The organism is Actinoplanes sp. NPDC051470, assembly GCF_040682035.1.
Taxonomy (GTDB): Bacteria; Actinomycetota; Actinomycetes; order Mycobacteriales; family Micromonosporaceae; genus Actinoplanes.
Map to the genome: position 1 here is coordinate 1 of NZ_JBFBAA010000006.1, position 15,327 is coordinate 15,327.

At 74.4% G+C, this 15,327-nt stretch carries 13 protein-coding genes and 2 pseudogenes; 5 read left to right on the top strand and 10 right to left on the bottom strand.

Going from position 1 to position 15,327, the window contains the following annotated elements; all coding sequences use genetic code 11:
- Together AB0M54_RS12980 and AB0M54_RS12985 are read left to right on the top strand one after the other, a co-directional pair.
- Positions 1-386 (top strand): annotated as a pseudogene (locus AB0M54_RS12980) (NADP oxidoreductase); the annotation flags it as partial.
- 69 nt (positions 387-455) lie between these two features.
- Positions 456-712: pseudogene (locus AB0M54_RS12985) on the top strand (transposase); the annotation flags it as partial.
- Here the strand turns inward: AB0M54_RS12985 and AB0M54_RS12990 are convergent.
- From AB0M54_RS12990 to AB0M54_RS13005, 4 genes are read right to left on the bottom strand one after another with little or no spacing between them, the layout of a single operon-like run.
- Positions 676-978: a hypothetical protein gene (locus AB0M54_RS12990; RefSeq protein WP_364470842.1), complete on the bottom strand. Its 303-nt coding sequence runs from the start codon at positions 976-978 to the stop codon at positions 676-678. The pseudogene AB0M54_RS12985 and the gene AB0M54_RS12990 overlap by 37 nt on opposite strands.
- Positions 975-1,583, bottom strand: a complete 609-nt coding sequence (locus tag AB0M54_RS12995; RefSeq protein WP_364470844.1) for a class I SAM-dependent methyltransferase — start codon at positions 1,581-1,583, stop codon at positions 975-977. Before AB0M54_RS12995 ends, AB0M54_RS12990 begins: the two co-directional genes overlap by 4 nt.
- Complete coding sequence (locus AB0M54_RS13000) at positions 1,580-2,302, bottom strand: PIG-L family deacetylase (protein ID WP_364470846.1); 723 nt, start codon at positions 2,300-2,302, stop codon at positions 1,580-1,582. The genes AB0M54_RS12995 and AB0M54_RS13000 overlap by 4 nt, the downstream gene beginning before the upstream one ends.
- Complete coding sequence (locus AB0M54_RS13005; RefSeq protein WP_364471356.1) at positions 2,296-3,360, bottom strand: acyl-CoA dehydrogenase; 1,065 nt, start codon at positions 3,358-3,360, stop codon at positions 2,296-2,298. The genes AB0M54_RS13000 and AB0M54_RS13005 overlap by 7 nt, the downstream gene beginning before the upstream one ends.
- A gap of 119 nt (positions 3,361-3,479) precedes the next feature.
- Here AB0M54_RS13005 and AB0M54_RS13010 point away from each other — a divergent pair, with 119 nt between their 5' ends.
- The 3 genes from AB0M54_RS13010 to AB0M54_RS13020 are packed head-to-tail and all read left to right on the top strand — an operon-like array spanning position 3,480 to position 5,716.
- On the top strand, positions 3,480-3,893 hold the full coding sequence (locus tag AB0M54_RS13010; protein ID WP_364317621.1) for a Dabb family protein: 414 nt from the start codon (positions 3,480-3,482) through the stop codon (positions 3,891-3,893).
- A complete protein-coding gene (locus AB0M54_RS13015; RefSeq protein WP_364470848.1) occupies positions 3,890-4,477 on the top strand; it encodes a TetR/AcrR family transcriptional regulator in 588 nt (195 codons plus the stop codon). Before AB0M54_RS13010 ends, AB0M54_RS13015 begins: the two co-directional genes overlap by 4 nt.
- A gap of 6 nt (positions 4,478-4,483) precedes the next feature.
- Positions 4,484-5,716, top strand: coding sequence for an MFS transporter (locus AB0M54_RS13020; RefSeq protein ID WP_364470850.1), 1,233 nt, complete (start codon positions 4,484-4,486; stop codon positions 5,714-5,716).
- A 105-nt stretch (positions 5,717-5,821) separates the two neighbouring features.
- Here AB0M54_RS13020 and AB0M54_RS13025 read toward each other — a convergent pair whose 3' ends face one another.
- The 6 genes from AB0M54_RS13025 to AB0M54_RS13050 form a co-directional block, all read right to left on the bottom strand.
- A complete protein-coding gene (locus tag AB0M54_RS13025; RefSeq protein ID WP_364470852.1) occupies positions 5,822-6,757 on the bottom strand; it encodes a phosphotransferase in 936 nt (311 codons plus the stop codon).
- Between the two features lie 83 nt (positions 6,758-6,840).
- On the bottom strand, positions 6,841-7,251 hold the full coding sequence (locus AB0M54_RS13030) for an RpiB/LacA/LacB family sugar-phosphate isomerase (protein WP_364317616.1): 411 nt from the start codon (positions 7,249-7,251) through the stop codon (positions 6,841-6,843).
- A 193-nt stretch (positions 7,252-7,444) separates the two neighbouring features.
- Positions 7,445-8,566 carry an AAA family ATPase gene (locus tag AB0M54_RS13035; protein WP_364470854.1) on the bottom strand — a complete coding sequence of 374 codons (1,122 nt, stop codon included), beginning with the start codon at positions 8,564-8,566 and terminating at the stop codon, positions 7,445-7,447.
- A gap of 234 nt (positions 8,567-8,800) precedes the next feature.
- Positions 8,801-11,527: an ABC transporter permease gene (locus AB0M54_RS13040; RefSeq protein ID WP_364470856.1), complete on the bottom strand. Its 2,727-nt coding sequence runs from the start codon at positions 11,525-11,527 to the stop codon at positions 8,801-8,803.
- Complete coding sequence (locus AB0M54_RS13045; protein WP_364470858.1) at positions 11,524-14,664, bottom strand: FtsX-like permease family protein; 3,141 nt, start codon at positions 14,662-14,664, stop codon at positions 11,524-11,526. The genes AB0M54_RS13040 and AB0M54_RS13045 overlap by 4 nt, the downstream gene beginning before the upstream one ends.
- Entirely contained in the window at positions 14,658-15,305 is a 648-nt protein-coding gene (locus AB0M54_RS13050; RefSeq protein ID WP_364317611.1) for an ABC transporter ATP-binding protein, read from the bottom strand. Before AB0M54_RS13050 ends, AB0M54_RS13045 begins: the two co-directional genes overlap by 7 nt.
- Positions 15,306-15,327: the final 22 nt, after the last annotated feature.

Consider the following 15,327-nt stretch of genomic DNA (forward strand, 5'->3'; position numbering starts at 1 on the left):
GCCCCGAGCTGGCGGCCGGCACGCTGACCAGCGCCGTGCTGGAGCAGAAGCATCTGAGCGGCGCCCGGCTGGTCAAGGACTACAACAACATCTCCTGGCAGCACCTGGCGGCGCTGCCCCGGCCGGCCGGGGCAGCGGACCGCACGGCGCTGACCATCGCCGGGGACGACGCCGAGGCCAAGCAGGTCGCGGCGACGTTCCTGGACGAGCTCGGCTACAACGCGGTCGACGTCGGCTCGCTCGCCGACTCGTGGCGGGTCCAGCCGGGGCAGCCGGCCTACGGACCGCCCTACGGGACGGCCGAGCAGCCGGCCGGCACGCCCGCGAGTGTGGCGAAGGTGCGCGCGGCGGTCGAGGCGGCCATTCGCTCTTTAGAGGGCATCTGATCCTCGATCAGGTTGATTCGCGTTTGCCGGCTGTCAGCGGGCGTGCTGGTTCGTTGGCAGTACATGGGGATGGAGCGACGTCCATATCGATCGGACCTGTCGGATGCTCGGTGGGCGGTGATCGAACCGGTTCTGACGCGGTGGCGGGCTGCCCGTCCAGGGCTCGGGATCAACCGTCCGGTGCACAATCTGAGGGAGATCGTGAACGCGATCTTCTACGTCACTCGGACTGGGATCGCGTGGGAGTACTTGCCGCATGAATTCCGCCGGCGAAGACGGTGTACGACTACTACGCCAAGTGGGAGAAGGACGGAACTACGCAGCAGTCCGGGGGTGCGCCGGCGCCCATGGGCGACGATCCCATCGCCTCGGGCGACAACGACTCCCGCCGGCGCCGCAGCACGTCGCCGAGTTCCCGGAGCCTCGCCTCGCGTGGACCAGTCATGGACGAGCATTCTGCCAGCGCGTGCAGCGCCGGTATTGACGAGCCCGGCTCGCCAGCCAACCGGTTGTCGCGCGAACGGCTGCCGTCGGCGAGGACCGGCGCGTACGCGATGAGGCGGGCCAGGGCGGCGGTGTCCGCCCGGTTCACGCGAGGCCCTCCCGCTGGGCCACGGAACGGGCCGAAGGTGGCGTACGCGCGAAGACCTCCAGCAGAAAGTCGTCCTCCTCGTGGCGAGCCGTGCGGGTCAGGCCCTCCACCCCGGCCAGCGCGGCGTGCACCTCGTCGCCGCGGCGGGCGTGCTCGTCGACCGGCCACCGCCAGTGGACCGCGACCAGGTCACCGCCCGGCTCCAGCGACCGGTGGGTGTTCGCCAGCAGCGTGGCCAGGTCGGCGTCGTCGAAGTAGTAGCCGATCTCGGAGAGCACGATCAGGTCGAAGGTCTCGTCCGGCCAGTCGTGGGGGACCGCGGCCTGGTGTACGCGGACATGCGGCGTGGCGGCCACCCGGTCGGCGGCGGTGCGGACCGCGGCGTCGACCACGTCCACGGCCAGGAGGCGGTCGGCGCGGCCGGCCAGGCGGGCGGTCAGCCGGCCGGTCGAGCAGCCCGGCTCGAACGCGGAACGGTAGCGCCGGCGGGGGAGCGCCGCCACGGTCAGGTCGTGTTTGCGGGCGTCGTACCAGCGGGACTCGAAGCTCCACGGGTCGGCGCTCCCGGCGTACATCTGCTCGAAGTAGCCGGCGGGTGTGGTCATCCGAACACCACCTCGAACGGGCGGGCGAACCGGGCCAGCACGTGCGGCGGAAGGATCGCGGCGTCGGCCGGGTCCGGGCCCAGCGGGGCGATCTGGCTGGGGAAGGCGGCGATGGCGGCCGACTTGGCGGCGATCGCGGCGGGCGTCAGGTCGATGACGCGAGCGCGGTGCCACGGAACGTCCGGGTCGTCGGGGCGGGCCCAGTGCCAGGTCCAGATCGGATATTCGAGCAGCCGCGCCCCGGTCGCCGCACACGCTCGCGCGGCGGCCCGGCCGACCCGCTCGTGATCCGGGTGGCCGTCCTCGCGCCACGTCGCCAGACACCACCGTCCCGGCGTCAGCAGCGGCACCAGCGCCGCCACGACCGCGTCCTCGTCGATCCCGCCGTCGGCCTGACCAAGCCGGTGTACGGGTCCATCGACCTGAAGGCGGGCCAGCGCCTCGTCCGTCTCGGCGCGGCGGATCGCCGCCAGCTCGGCCCGCGTGTGGACGGTCGACCCGGGATGCGACGCCTCGCCGTCGGTGACCGCCACCACCTCGGCCTCGCCCAGCATGGCCATCAGCCCGGCCACACCGAGGATCTCGTCGTCCGGATGCGGTGCCACCACCAACGGCGGGCCGGGCGGGTCGAGCGGGAACGCCGGCCACCCCTTCATCGCCGGCCAGGACGCCCATTCGCTCTCGTCGGTGCCGGTGGCCACGACGATCGGCCTCACCATGCGAGTCCCCCTTCTCGGCTGAGCCGACCGTCGGACTGAGCTCCGGACCGAGTGGGCTCGGCGCCTGGTGGCGAACTGGCTGACAGCTGGACCGCGCCGGTGTCCGGCGTGGAGTCGGCCAGCAGCCGGCCGAGCTGTTCCAGGTCGCCCTCGGCGTGACTCTGGCGCAGGTAGACGGTCAGGTCGGCGACGCGGCGGGCATGCTCGGCGTCGCGGCACAGCGGGCCCGCGCCCAGCGCTCGGCCGACCCGGTCGATGACCTCGGTGGCGGCCTTCTCGACGGTTGCCCGGGCGCGCAGCGCCAAGCGGTGTGCGTCGGCTCGCGGGTCGGCGTCGATCGCCGCGGCCGCCGACTCCAGCACGGCGGCGGCCGCGCCCAGGGCGACGTCGACCGCGCCCAGGTGCGCGAAGGCGTGCGGTCCGATGTCTTTCGGGCCCGACGCCGCCACGCGCAGGGCGTCGGCCACGCCGAGGGCGCCGCCGAACCAGCAGGCGGCCACACCTACGCCGCCGTGCCAGAAGCCTGGGCGGCCCACGTAGTCGCCCGGCCCGCCGATCGGGATCGCCGGGGCGTCGGTGAAGCGGATCGTGCGGCTGTCGCTGGCCGCCATGCCCACGGCGGGCCAGGTCCCGTCGATCGGGACCGCGTGCGGGGCGGTGTTGGCCACCGCGAAGAGTCGGATGCCGTCGTCGGCCGCGGCTGTGACCAAGGCGTGAGTGCACCAGGCGGCTCCGGAGCACCACGGCCGGTCGCCGTTCAACCGCCAGCCGCCGGCCGCGCCGGTCGAGAGGGCGGGTTCGCCGGACGAAAGAGCCGACGAAGGGGCCGGGGCGGTGGGCGAAGCGCGTACCGACGAAGGAGCCGCCGCCCAGACGCCCCAGCGCTCCCCACCACCGGGTGGGTCGGCGCCCAGCTCGGCGAGGATCGCCGCCGCGTCCGCGTGGCCCTCGAACAAGCGGACCGCGACGGGGTCGCGCCGGCCCACCGCGGCGAAGTGACGGAAGCGTTCGAGTGTTCGGCCGTGACCGGGGAGCGGCAGGTCGGGTAGATCGATCATGAGCACGGCCAGGAGATACCCGGGGGCGCGGACGTTTATGTGGGTGATCTGTTGACGCTCGCAGGCGGCGGAGTTAATGTCTAACGGCGTTAGGAAACCTAACCACGTTAGGGGTTGCCATGATCTACCACCACAACCGGCTCGTCCTGAAGGCCGGCGTCACTGACGAGCAGCGTGACGAGGCGCTGGAGAGCCTGCGTACACAGGGCCGTGAGATCGACGCCGTTAAGCAGTTCGTGGTCGGCCGGGACGTCGGCGGCGACTTCGAGTGGGGCGCCACCTTCGTGCTCGACGACCTCGACGGCTACTGGGAATACCTGATGCACCCGGCGCACGCCCACACCGATGAGATCGGACTGCCGCTGGTCGAGAAGTTCATCTCGTACGACACCACCGACGACCCCGACCCCGAGATCGGCGCGAAGATCGCCGCGCTGCACCAGCGCCGGTACGCCGAACGTCCCGAGCTGACCAAGCTCGTGCAGAACCTGCCCTCGTACACCGGCAGCGGCGCCCCCGAGCCCCGCGCGTGACCCGTGAGGAACGCCGCGAGGCGAACCGCCGGCGCATCTTCGAGGCCGCCTGGCAGACCGTCGAGCGGGACGGCGCGGCGTCGGTGACGATCCGCCAGGTCGCCACCGACGTCGGCTACTCCGCGCCGGTCGTCTATCAGCACTTCGCCAACAAGGAGGCGCTGCTCGGCGAGGTGATGCGCGAGGGGTACGCCCACCTGCACGCCCACCTGGACGCCGCCGCGGCCGCCTCGGGCCCGGCCGGGGCGATCTATGCGATCGGGCGGGCGTACCTCGGCTTCGCCGAGCGCAACCCCCACCTCTACCGGCTGATGAACGGCCTGGCCGGGGTGACCCTCGACCCGGGCGCGCGGCACGCGGCGGCCGGCCCGGTGATCGCGGTGACCAACGGCGCGATCGAGGCCTGGGCCCGGGCGACCGGCGTCCCGCTGCCCGACATGGCCCTCGCCTGCGACCTGGTCTGGGGCGTCGTGCACGGCATGACCGGCCTCGGCCAGCTCGACGACATCGGCTTCGACCGCGCCCGCCTGCTCGCCGACCAGGCCCTGCACGCCCTCACGCTCAGCTGGGCGACCAAGGAGTGACCCACCATGACCGCACCGCCCGCCCCGGCCACCCGCGTGGCCCTCCTGGGCAGCGCCACCCTGACCATCATGGCCGCGGCGATCATGTCGCCGAGCCTTCCGTCGATGCGGGCCGACTTTCGTAGCGACGTGCTGGTCCGTCTCGCGCTGACCGTGACCTGCCTGGCCATCGCCGTGTCCGCGCCGATCGCCGGCGTCGTCGCCGACCGCTTCGGCCGCAAGCCGCTGCTGACCGGCTCGCTCGTTCTCTACGCCGTGGCCGGGACCGCCGGGCTCTACGCACCCGGACTCGGCGCGCTGATCTTCTCCCGGGCCGTGCTGGGTCTCGCCGTCGGCGGCATCATGACCGCCATCAGCGCGCTGATCGCCGACCTCTTCACCGGTCCGGCGCGCGCCCGTTTCCTCGGCCTTCAGCAGGCTTTCGCCAGCCTCGGCGGCGTCGTCTTCCTCCCGCTGGCCGGTGCCCTCGCGGCCGTGGGCTGGCGCGCTCCCTTCTGGCTGTACGCGGCTTCGCTGCTCGTCGTACCCATCGTCGTCGTGGCCGTGACCGACCGCCCCGCCGAGGCCGCCCCCGCGGCGGCACCACCGCCCGGCCGGTCCGCGCCCTACCTCGGCATCTACGCGGTCGCCCTGCTGGCCACCCTGGTCTTCTTCATGGTGCCGACCCAGTTGCCGTTCCTGCTGGCCGACCTGACCGCGTCGACCGTCGTGGTGGGCGTGGCGGTGGCCGCGTCGACCGCATCGAGCGCGGTGGCCGCCGTCGGGTACGCGGCCCTACGACGACGGCTGGGCTTCGCCGCGATCACCACGCTCAGCGTCGCGCTGCTCGGCGCCGGCTGGGCGATCGTCGGCCTGACCACCGCCCTGCCGGTGATCCTGGCCGGCGTGCTGATCGGCGGCGCCGGCGTCGGGTTCGCCGTGCCCAACCTCAACACCTGGCTCAGCGAACTGGCCCCGCCGGCCCGCCGCGGCCGCGTGCTGGGCGGCCTGGTGACCGCCATCTTCCTGGGCCAGTTCCTGTCCCCGCTGGTGCTGGCGCCGCTGGTCGGCGCCTTGGGGATTGCCCGGTCCTTCGTCGTCGCGGGCGTCGCCTGCGTCGTCCTGACCGTGGCGACCACAGCGGCCGCGTCCCTGCGCCGCCGCCGTCCCGCCGCCGGCCCCGCGGGGTTGTCGTCGACCGCCGACCCGTCAGAGTCGTCCGTCGCCCCATCGAGCAGAGGATCATCCGATGACCAGTGACGTCGACCGTGGCGCTCGATCGTCTTGGAACACACCGCCCTGATCGACGCGCCCCTGGAAAGTCGGTCGACGCCGAAGCCCATCGCGGGCGCCTGACCGAGCGGGTCACCCGAGCAATGCCTCGAGCTGGGGAAGCCGGCGGAACATGTCGGGGAGGCCGCGCACGCCGTTCCGCGCCGACTCGTGCGACAGCGCGAGCTCGGGGCCGGTGCCGGCCTCGGTGCCGGCCAGGCAGCGGAGGATGTTCCACCTGGTGAAGCTCAGCCAGCCGCCGATCATGAACACGAACCAGCTCGGCCCCGGCGGCGGCAGCGTTCCGCCCGCGGCGACGTAGCCGTCCAGGACCGAACGGAAGATGGTGGGCTCGATGGTGTCGAAGCCGGGTCCCTTGGCCAGGCTCAGCGCGGTCGAGCCGAGCTCACCGGACAGGTCGAGCAACCCCGAAAGCTCCCAGTCGAGCACCACCGGCCGGCCAGCCCGGGCGAGCAGGTTCCACGGTTGGATGTCCCGGTGGGTCAGCACGACCGGGCCGGGCCGTTCGCAGGTGTCGACGAAGCGTGCGATCGCGACGAACGTCTCGACGTGGGAGGCGAGTTCCCCGGCCCACGGCTGTCCGGTCGACGCCGCCCGGTCGGCCAGCTCGGGCCAGTCCTGTGCCGGCGGGTCGTCGGTCGACGCGTGCGGCCATCTGACGTCGAGCGCGTGGACGCGCGCGAGGATCTCACCGATCTCGAACGCGTACGCCGCCGACACCGGCGCCTCGGGGATCTTCTCGCCCTCGACCCACCGGTGGACGAGCGTGTGGTGGCCGGCCGAGATCGGCTCCGGCATCGGGACGCCGGCCGCGAAGGCCGCCCGCTCGAACCTGAACACGTCGTCGACCTGGTAGGTCGAGCGGCGGTCGATCGGGTTCATCTCCTTGACCGCGAACGATCCCTGGTCGGTGTCGAGCCGGTACATCCGGTTGGCGAACCCGCCGTGGACGCGGACCATCGGTCCGATCGGCGTGCCGAGATGGGAAAGGTCGTGGTGCGCGGTCACCGCACGAATCTAGGGCCGGCGCGTCGCCGACGCACCGGAGTTTCCCTGGGGCCACCGAGGCCATGCGCGGCCGGAAGTGGGCCTCAGCCGAGGGCGGCGATGTTGTCCGCCTCGTCGGGGTCGGGGTCGCTGGTGTCGAGGAACGCCTGGAGGACCTCGACGGCCACGTCGGGGGCGAGGCGCTTGAGGCTCATCGCGAGGACGTTGGCGTCGTTCCAGAGGCGGGCGCCCCGGGCGATCCACGGGTCCCAGGCCACGGCCGCGCGTACCCCCGGGATCTTGTTGGCCGCAATGGCCGTCCCGGTGCCGGTCCAGCACAGCACCACGCCGTAGTCGGCCCGCCCGTCGACGACCGCCTGCCCGACGAAGTGACCCAGGTCGGGCCAGCTCTGCGCGGCCGCCGGACGGACGATCTCATGCCCGCCGTCGATCAGCGCCCGCGCCACCGCCTTGGTCGTCTCGTTGTCGTCATCAGTCGCGAACGCCACCCGCATCCCGCCAGCCTAGAACCAGCCCCACTCCGAAGGCCCACCGAGTACGGCCGAAATGGGATCCGCCGAGCCATCGCGCCCGTCCATAGCCGGGTCGCCGGGGCTGGGATCAGCCGAGAGGTCGCGACGGCCGACGGCCGGGTTGCCTGGCTGGGATCAGCGAGGCATCGCGACGGCGAACAGCCGGGCTGCCGGCTCAAGGCCAGCCGATCCGGTGGGCTATCGCCTGGGCCGTCTCGGCGGGGGTGTGGCCATCGGTGTCGACGCGGTCGCCGATGCCGGTGCGGCCGACCGCTGCCTCGTAGGCTGCCTCGAGCACGTCCGCCGGACGGCCGCGCAGCTCGTCGCCGGCGATGAGCGGGCCACGGCCGAGGCCACGCTGGTGGAACCGCGTCCACAGTGCGTCGGGCCCGGCGTGCAGACGGTGGATGGTGATCGGCGCGGCCGGCAGCACTTCGGTGTAGTGCCGGAACTGCGCGTCGTCGTCGAGGTGACCGTTGACCACGAGACGTCGGGCGCCGTTGGCGCGGAACTCCGCCCACGCGCCGGCGAGATTGGCCGCCTTGAGCCGGTGGTCGCCGCCGTCGAGGAAGCCGATCTGCTGGAGGTCGACGAAGCCGGTCATGTGCCCAGCCTGCTGCGACAGCCGCGCCAGCTCCCATCCGGCCGTCGACTTGCCGACCGCCGTCGTGCCGCACAGAAACACGATCTCGCCGGAAGCGGGGCCCGGAGCGGTGCCGCGAGCAGAGCCGGAGCCAAAACCGGCCCCGGGCGCGGTGCCGGGAGCGGGGCATGGAGTAAGGGCGGGAGCGGGCATCGGCCAAGGCGAAGCAGAGGGCCGCCAACTGTCGCGGAGGATGGCGAGGACCTCGGCAGGGGAAAGGCTTGTTGTGTCGATGTGGGGATAGGGCAGGCCGCTGTGGTCAAGCTCGTCCGCCGAGGCGAGCGCCGCCTGCCAGTCGTCACCGGGGCGGGCGCGGGCGGCGAGGCGACGGCGCAGCTCCACCCGGTCGCACCGCAGCCGCAGCGCGGTCAGGGAGACCCCACCAAGGTACGACGTGTGGATGCCCCGGCGAGCGTCCACGCAACCGGACACGATCAGGGAACCGGCGCCCGTCGCCGCGAAGCCCGCCGCGACCCGGCCGAGGATGCGCGCCTGAAGCTCCAGCCGGCCGGGGTCGGCGGCCGTCGCCGGATAGCACATGCCCAGCTGATCGGTGTCGACATAGCCCGCGCCGGCCCGTTCCTGGAACAGTTCCCACGCCACGGTCGACTTGCCGACCCCGGGCGGCCCGCACAACCACAGCACCGGAAGCACGCCCGCACCTTCGCGCGAAGCACCGGCCCGGAGCAACCGGGTTTCAGGCCGCCCGGAACCCCGGCGGCGTGACAAAGGATCGCGGCGGACCTTGGTGGCCAGTCCGGCGCGCACGAGCAGCAGGACCAGCGTGCACGAGCAGCAGGACCAGCGCGAACGTGGCCCGGAGAGCCGGATCGCGGCGCGGGCCCCCGAGGGGGGCGGGTCAGCGCCGCGTAGACGAGCCCTGATCGGTCATTCTACCCGGAGGAGCTCGCCGAGGCCCTGGCGGCGACGCAGGGTCGCCTCGACGAAGCCGGCCACCGGCACCGCGGCCACGAACACCAGCGCCAGCACGCCCAGGGGCAGCCAGGGCACGGTGGTCGCGGGGTCGGTGTCCCAGCCGACCAGCAGCCTCAGCGCCAGGGAACCGAAGGTCAGGTAGGCGAGCAGCACACCGAGCAGTGGACCGCCCACGACGGCGAGCAGCACCGGTGGGAGCAGTTCGCCCGCGGCCACCGTACGCGTCTCCGACAGCCGCAGACCCAGCGTGCGCAACCGGCCCAGCGTGGCCCAGCGCTCCGGCGCGCCGGCCGCCGCGCCGAGGGCGAAGCCGAGCAGCCCGAGCGCCGCCAGCGTCCCGGCCACGACCCAGGTCAGGGCCATCAGACCGGCGGTCAGCGGCGCGTCCTGACGCGAGCGGGCCACGTCCGAGCGCGTGGTGATCCCGACGCCGGGGGTGCCCTCGACCGCGGCCGCGGCGCCCGGACCGGTAACCCACATGGTGTCGGGGACGACGTCGACGCCGGCGGCCCGCAGCGCCGCGAAGTCGACGTACACGGCATCGCCGCTGTCGCCGATCACCGGAGCCGGACCCACCGCGTTCAGGCTGATCGCGGGCTTGTCCTTGCGCGGGAACGACAGTGTCATGCCGGGCGCGAGGCTGCCGTCCGCGGACCGGACCAGGGCTGGGATGCCGGCACCGGTGGCCGAAGACATACCCATCGGGGTGTCGGCGAGCAGCGACCGGTACGCGGCCAGGTCGACGACGACCAGCCGCGCCTCCACGAGCTTCCGCGAGTTGGCGATCCGGGCGCCCTCCGTCACCTGGGCCGTGACGACGTGGTCGACACCGGGCGCCGCGGCCACCCGGCGGGCGAGCGCGGTGAGGTCCACCCCGGCAGCCGCCCCGGCCTCGACCCGGACGTCCCCGCCGACCACCCGCCACGCGGCGTCGGAGAGCCCGCGCGAGGCCGTGGCGCCGAGGACCAGCGCGAACGACGCCAGCGCGGTGGCGCCGATCATGACCAGGATCGGCAGGGTACGGGCGGAGTTCGCGGCCGCCTGCGCCGCGCCGAACACCGCCAGTGGCCGCGAGGAGCGCAACGCCCGCCGCAGCACGAACCGCAGCAGGACCGGCAGCAGCCGCAGCAGGACCAGCGCCCCGCCCACCACGCCCAGCGCCGGCGCGCTCGCGGCCAGCGCCGACGTGCTCTCCTGACCGTCGAACGGGTCCAGCGCCCCGCCGGTCGCCCCGGCCGAGTCCGGCAGGATCCCGCGTTGTCGCAGCGCGATGATCGCCCCGGCCGCGGCGAGCACGACGGCCGCCTCGATCGCGACCCGGCGGAGGGCGGCGGCCCGGTGGAGCCGGCGGCGGGCGCCGCGGTTGGCGGGTGCGCGCCGGTCACTGGTGGCCCGGGCGGCGACCAGGACGCCGAACAGTGGTCCCGCGACCACCGCCGCGACGGCCACCGGCACCGCCCACCACCAGGCGACGCCGGGCGTGACCAGGCGGGCGCCGGCCACGCCGATCGCGGCCGCGAGCAGAGCGACCGCCGAGGACTCGATGAGCAGCTCGAGGGTCAGGTCGGCCAGCCCCGCGCCCCGGTGCCGGGCGGCGGTCAGAGCGACGGCCCGCCGCCGGGCCAGCAGGAACGCGGCGAGCAGCAGGACCAGGACGGTTCCGGTGAGTACGGCGGTCAGCAGCACCGACGCCTGGGCGGTGGCCGCGTTGACCTGCCGTTGCACGATCCGCAGGACGTTGTCGAGCTGGCTCCGCCACTGGAGCGAGGTGTCGAACACCGACGACGCGCTCGACGTGGCCTGGAGGGTGACCAGGGTGGAGGCGATCGACCGGGCGGTGCCGGAGGAAACCTGGGCCGGGTCGGCCTCGAAGTGGACCATCCGATCCATCAGCTCGGACTCGACGGCGAGCCGGGCGTCCGGCAGCGACTCGGCGGACAGCAGGCCACCGAGCCGGGTGGAGCCGACCCCGTCCACGCCGGGCACCGGAGCCAGCAGCCAGGGCGCGAGCCGCCAGGCCGGGTCGGCGGGGTCGTCGGCCCGGAAGACGCCGCTGATGGTGACCAGCTTTTCCCGCAGGAACTCGTCCTTGAGCGGGATGCGGTCACCCGGCCCGAGCTTCAGGGCGGCCGCGGTCGCCTCGGAGACGCCGACCTGGACCGGCCACGGCGGCCCGCTGTTCGGTGAGACGGCGTTCGGGGCCGCCGACGGGCCCGGCGCGACGCCGCCGACCCAGGTGACCCGCGACGACGCGAAGGGCCGAGCGTCGGCCAGGTAGTTGTACTGGAAGGTCCGCAGCAGGCTGCCGTCGGTGATGTCGAACGACGGCGCGGTGACCACGGCGATCGGCGGCCGCAGGGCCCGGGCGAGCCCGGGGTCGAGCCCTTCGGCGGCGCGTTTGCGGAAGAGGTCGACGTCCTGGGCGAGGGCGGGAAAACGCTGCCGCCCGCCGAGCACGTCGTCGTACTCCCATTTGGCCTGGGCGATGACCGCCGCGTCGTCGCCGCCGGCGCGGACCGCCTCGCGGATGGCGTCGTCGGCGGTGGACCGCAGCAGCGCGGGCGTGGCCCCGGCCAGCAGCGACACCACCGCCACGACGATCGCGACCAGCAGCAGCGACCCGGCGTCGGCGCGGGCGCGGCCGCGGACGCTGGGCCAGTGCACGGCCGGGCGCCTCACGTCGCCACCCGCAGGTGGGCGGCGTCGGCCCGGCGGGTCTGTGCCAGCACCACGACGGTCACCAGCACGGCACAGGCCAGCACCAGCAGGGCCAGCAGCAGCGCCTCGGACGCCCAGGGCCAGACCGGGTGCGCGAACGGGATCGGCGCGGCGCCGGTCTCGGCGCGGACCATCGGCGGCGCGACGATCACGGTGGCGAGCCCGCCGACCAGCGCCCCGGCGATCAGCAGGAATGCCAGGATCCCGGCGTGCTGCCCGAAGAGCATGGCCCGCACCTCGCGCCGGGTCATCCCCAGCCCGCGCAGCCGGGCCACCTCGACCGCGCGGACCCGCAGGTCGCTGTTCACGTGCAGGACCACCCCGGCCAGCAGCAGCAACGTCGCCACGAGCACGAGCAGACCGAGCGCGGGACGGACGCCGGCGCGCGGCGGGCTCCCGATCAGGCGGGTGGTCTCGCCGGCCCGGGTGGTCACCTCGCCGACGTGCAGGGCGGCGACGCGGGCGGCGGCATCCGGCCGGGCGGGGTGCCCGACCCACCAGCCGTCCATCGGGTAACGCAGGTCGCCGGCGAGGATCATCGCCCGGGACAGGGTGTCGAGGTCGGCCAGCACGGCGGGCGCACCGGCAGCGCCGGGAATCTGGGGCACGATGTCGGCGACCGTCACCCCGACCGGCGTGGTGCCGACCGGCATGCTCAGCGTGCCGCCTCGTTTGACCCCGAGCTCGTCGGCGACCCGGGCGGCGACCACGACCGGCACCCGGCCGGGGGAGCCGAACGCGGTGGCGATCAGCGTCCGGGCGGAGTTCTCGGCGCTCACCAGCCGGACGTCGGCCGACATGGTGAGCCCGCCCGCGCCCGCCGACACCGCGGTTTTACTCAGCTGGCCGGGGGAGGGCGGCGCCGACGTGGCCGTCCAGGAGGATCCGCCGGGCACGTTCAGGGTGACCTTGACGCTCGTCGTGGCGAGGTCGTCCGGCTCGGTGGCCGCCGAGATCGGCAGGCTGACCGCGACCAGCTGCTGCCCGGCGGTGACGCCGCAGTCCGGCAGCCGGTGGGTCGCGCCGTCCAGCGGCACCTGCCCGCCGATGCAGGTCGTGCGCACGCCGGCCGGGTCCTGGAGCACCAGTCGCGGCGTCACCACGATCGGGAAGTCGCCGGTCGCCGTCCCACCCATGGTCAGCGCCGCGCCCGGTTCCAGGTCAAGACCGTCGATCTGGGTACGCGGCGCGAGAAGCGCACCGACCCCGGCCCAGGCGGAGTCCGGCCGCCCCCGCATCAGCTCGCCCGCCCGCCGGGTGTCGAGGGCCACCAGCCGCGGCGGGTCGCCGGCCCCACCGACCCACTGGCCCAGCCCGACCCCCCGATCGGCCGCCGGGCTGACCGTCCCGCCGGTCGCGTCGGCGATCGTCGCGCCCGTCCCGGCCTCGGGCGTGCCGGTGACCGCGACGGCGAGGTCCGTGCCCACCGACAGCGCGGCCTGGTCGCGTTGCGAGCGGTCCCAGGTGGCCTCGAACGCGATCCCGAACGTGGCCGCCGCGCAGGCCAGACTGACCAGCAGCCCGGCCGCGACCGCGCTCGGCCGGCGGGCGGCCTCGAACGCGGCCAGTGGCAGCACCAGCCCCCGGGCCCGGCGGGCCAGCCGGTCGAGGCCACGCAACGCGGGCGGCACCAGGCGCAGGGCGAGCGCCGCCCCGGCCGTGAGCACCAGGGCCGGCGCGGCCACCCGGACCACGTCGGTGCGCGTGGAGGCGACATCCGACTGCCCGTTGAGCTGCCACCAGCCGATCACGGCGAACGCCACCAGCAGCAGGTCGACCCCGGAGCGGGCGTAGAACTCGGCGCGGCCGCGACGTTCGCCGGGCGCGACCACGGGTCGGATGGTGAGCACGGCCAGCACCACGGCCAGCCCGAGCGCGGCCGCGCCCACGGCGATCAGATGCGTGGCGTTGGTGCTCGGAGCGGAGGTCAGCCCGGCGCCGGACAGCGGTGGCAGGTGGGTCAGGCCGGCGTGCAGCAGGGCCGAGGCCGGCGCGCCGATCAGGGCGGCGAGCACGGCCAGCGTCCCGGTCTCCACGGCCGCGGCCGCCGCGAACTGCCCGGGGCCGACACCCAGCGCCGAGAGCAGTGCGGTCTCCTCCGCGCGTACGCCCGAGGTCAGCCGCCCGGCCAGCACCAGCGCGGCCGCGGTCAGCCCACCGCCCAGCACCGCGACCGCGAGCACCACCGACGTGGCGACCCGGCGCTGCTCCCGGGCCTGCCCGAGGGTGACCGGCAGGCGGGCGTCGACGCGCTGGATGCTCACCCGGTCGCCCAGCGCGCGGGCGAGTCCCCGCCCGGCGTCGCCGAGCCGGACGGTGGCCGCGTTCAGGTCGCGCAGATCGGCGCCGGCCAGGTCGGGCGCGGCCACGACCTCGAGGCGGTCCATCACCGACGGGGTGGCGAACAGGTCGCCGAGGTCGACCAGGAACGGCCCGTACGCGAGGACCGGCTCGTCGCTGCCGCCCTCGGAGAAGGAGCCCACCTCGTACCCGAGGCCGCCGAGGGTGTCCCGCTCCCAGCCGGTGCCGGGCAGCGGCCGGACGATGCCGACGACCGTGACGTCCAGCGGGGGCGCGGAGTCGAAGGCCCGTTCGTTGCCCAGCCGCACCCGCTGCCCGACGCGGATCCCGAGCAGCCGGGCCGTGGTCTCCAGCAGCACCGCCTCGATCGGCGCCGCGCCGGCCCGCGGCCAGCGTCCGGACCGCAGCGTGGCCCGCTGCTGCAGACCGTCCATCCCGGACAGGTAGGTCTCGGCGGGCAGCCCGTTCACCTGGGGCGCGGACGCCAGCGCCCGCATCCGGGACGACGCGCGCACCGATGTGGCGATCGGGAACGGCGCGTACGCCTCCTCGAGGACCGCCCGGGTGTCGGCCGCGACCGATGTTGCCTGCGACGCTTTGACCTCGACGGTGTACGCGGTGGTCTTGACGTCGTCGGGCCGGCCGCGGGTGGCGACCGACTCCAGGGCCTGCTCGCCGGTGCGGGTCACCAGCAGCGCGCAGGCGCCGGCCACCGTGGCGCCGATCGCCAGCAGCGCCACCAGGGCGGCGAGCAGGGCCCACTGCGAGCGGACCCGGCGCGCGAGGAGCTTCAGCACGTGACCTGGCCGTCGTGCATCCGCAGCACCCGGTCGGCCAGCGCCATCATCACCGGGTCGTGCGTCGACAGCAGCACCGTGACGCCCTCGGACTCGACCACCCCGCGCAGCAGCGCCATCACGGCCAGGCCGGTCTCGGCGTCGAGCTGCCCGGTCGGCTCGTCGGCGATCAGCAGCTTGGGCGACGCGGCCAGCGCCCGGGCGATCGCCACCCGCTGCTGCTGCCCGCCGGACATCTCATCCGGCCGGTGCTGGGCGTGCCCGGCCAGGCCGACCAGGTCGAGGAGCAGGCCGACGCGCCGCTCACGCTCCTTCAGGGGTACGCGGGCCAGCCGCAACGGCACCCCGACGTTCTCGGCCGCGGACAGCACCGGGATCAGCCCGAAGGTCTGGAACACGTACGACGCCTTCTCGCGCCGCAGCCGGGACAGCCCGTCGTCGTCCAGCGTGGTCACCTCGGTGCCGTCCACCCGCACCGTCCCGGCGTCCGGCCGGTCGAGGCCGCCGACCACGTTGAGCAGCGTCGTCTTGCCCGAGCCGGAGCGGCCGACCAGGGCGACCATGGTGCCCGCCTCGACCTCGAACGAGACGTCCCGCAGCGCGCGCACCGCCGACGGCCCGGCGCCGAAGCTGCGGTTCACGCCTTGAACACTCAGCAGGGTC

Excerpts from the sequence above, each read along its gene's own strand:
- AB0M54_RS13010 (WP_364317621.1), top strand. The coding sequence starts at position 3,480 with ATGATCTACCACCACAACCGGCTCGTCCTGAAGGCCGGCGTCACTGAC.
- AB0M54_RS12995 (WP_364470844.1), bottom strand. The coding sequence starts at position 1,583 with ATGACCACACCCGCCGGCTACTTCGAGCAGATGTACGCCGGGAGCGCC.
- AB0M54_RS13020 (WP_364470850.1), top strand. The coding sequence starts at position 4,484 with ATGACCGCACCGCCCGCCCCGGCCACCCGCGTGGCCCTCCTGGGCAGC.
- AB0M54_RS13005 (WP_364471356.1), bottom strand. The coding sequence starts at position 3,360 with ATGATCGATCTACCCGACCTGCCGCTCCCCGGTCACGGCCGAACACTC.
- AB0M54_RS13000 (WP_364470846.1), bottom strand. The coding sequence starts at position 2,302 with ATGGTGAGGCCGATCGTCGTGGCCACCGGCACCGACGAGAGCGAATGG.
- AB0M54_RS13030 (WP_364317616.1), bottom strand. The coding sequence starts at position 7,251 with ATGCGGGTGGCGTTCGCGACTGATGACGACAACGAGACGACCAAGGCG.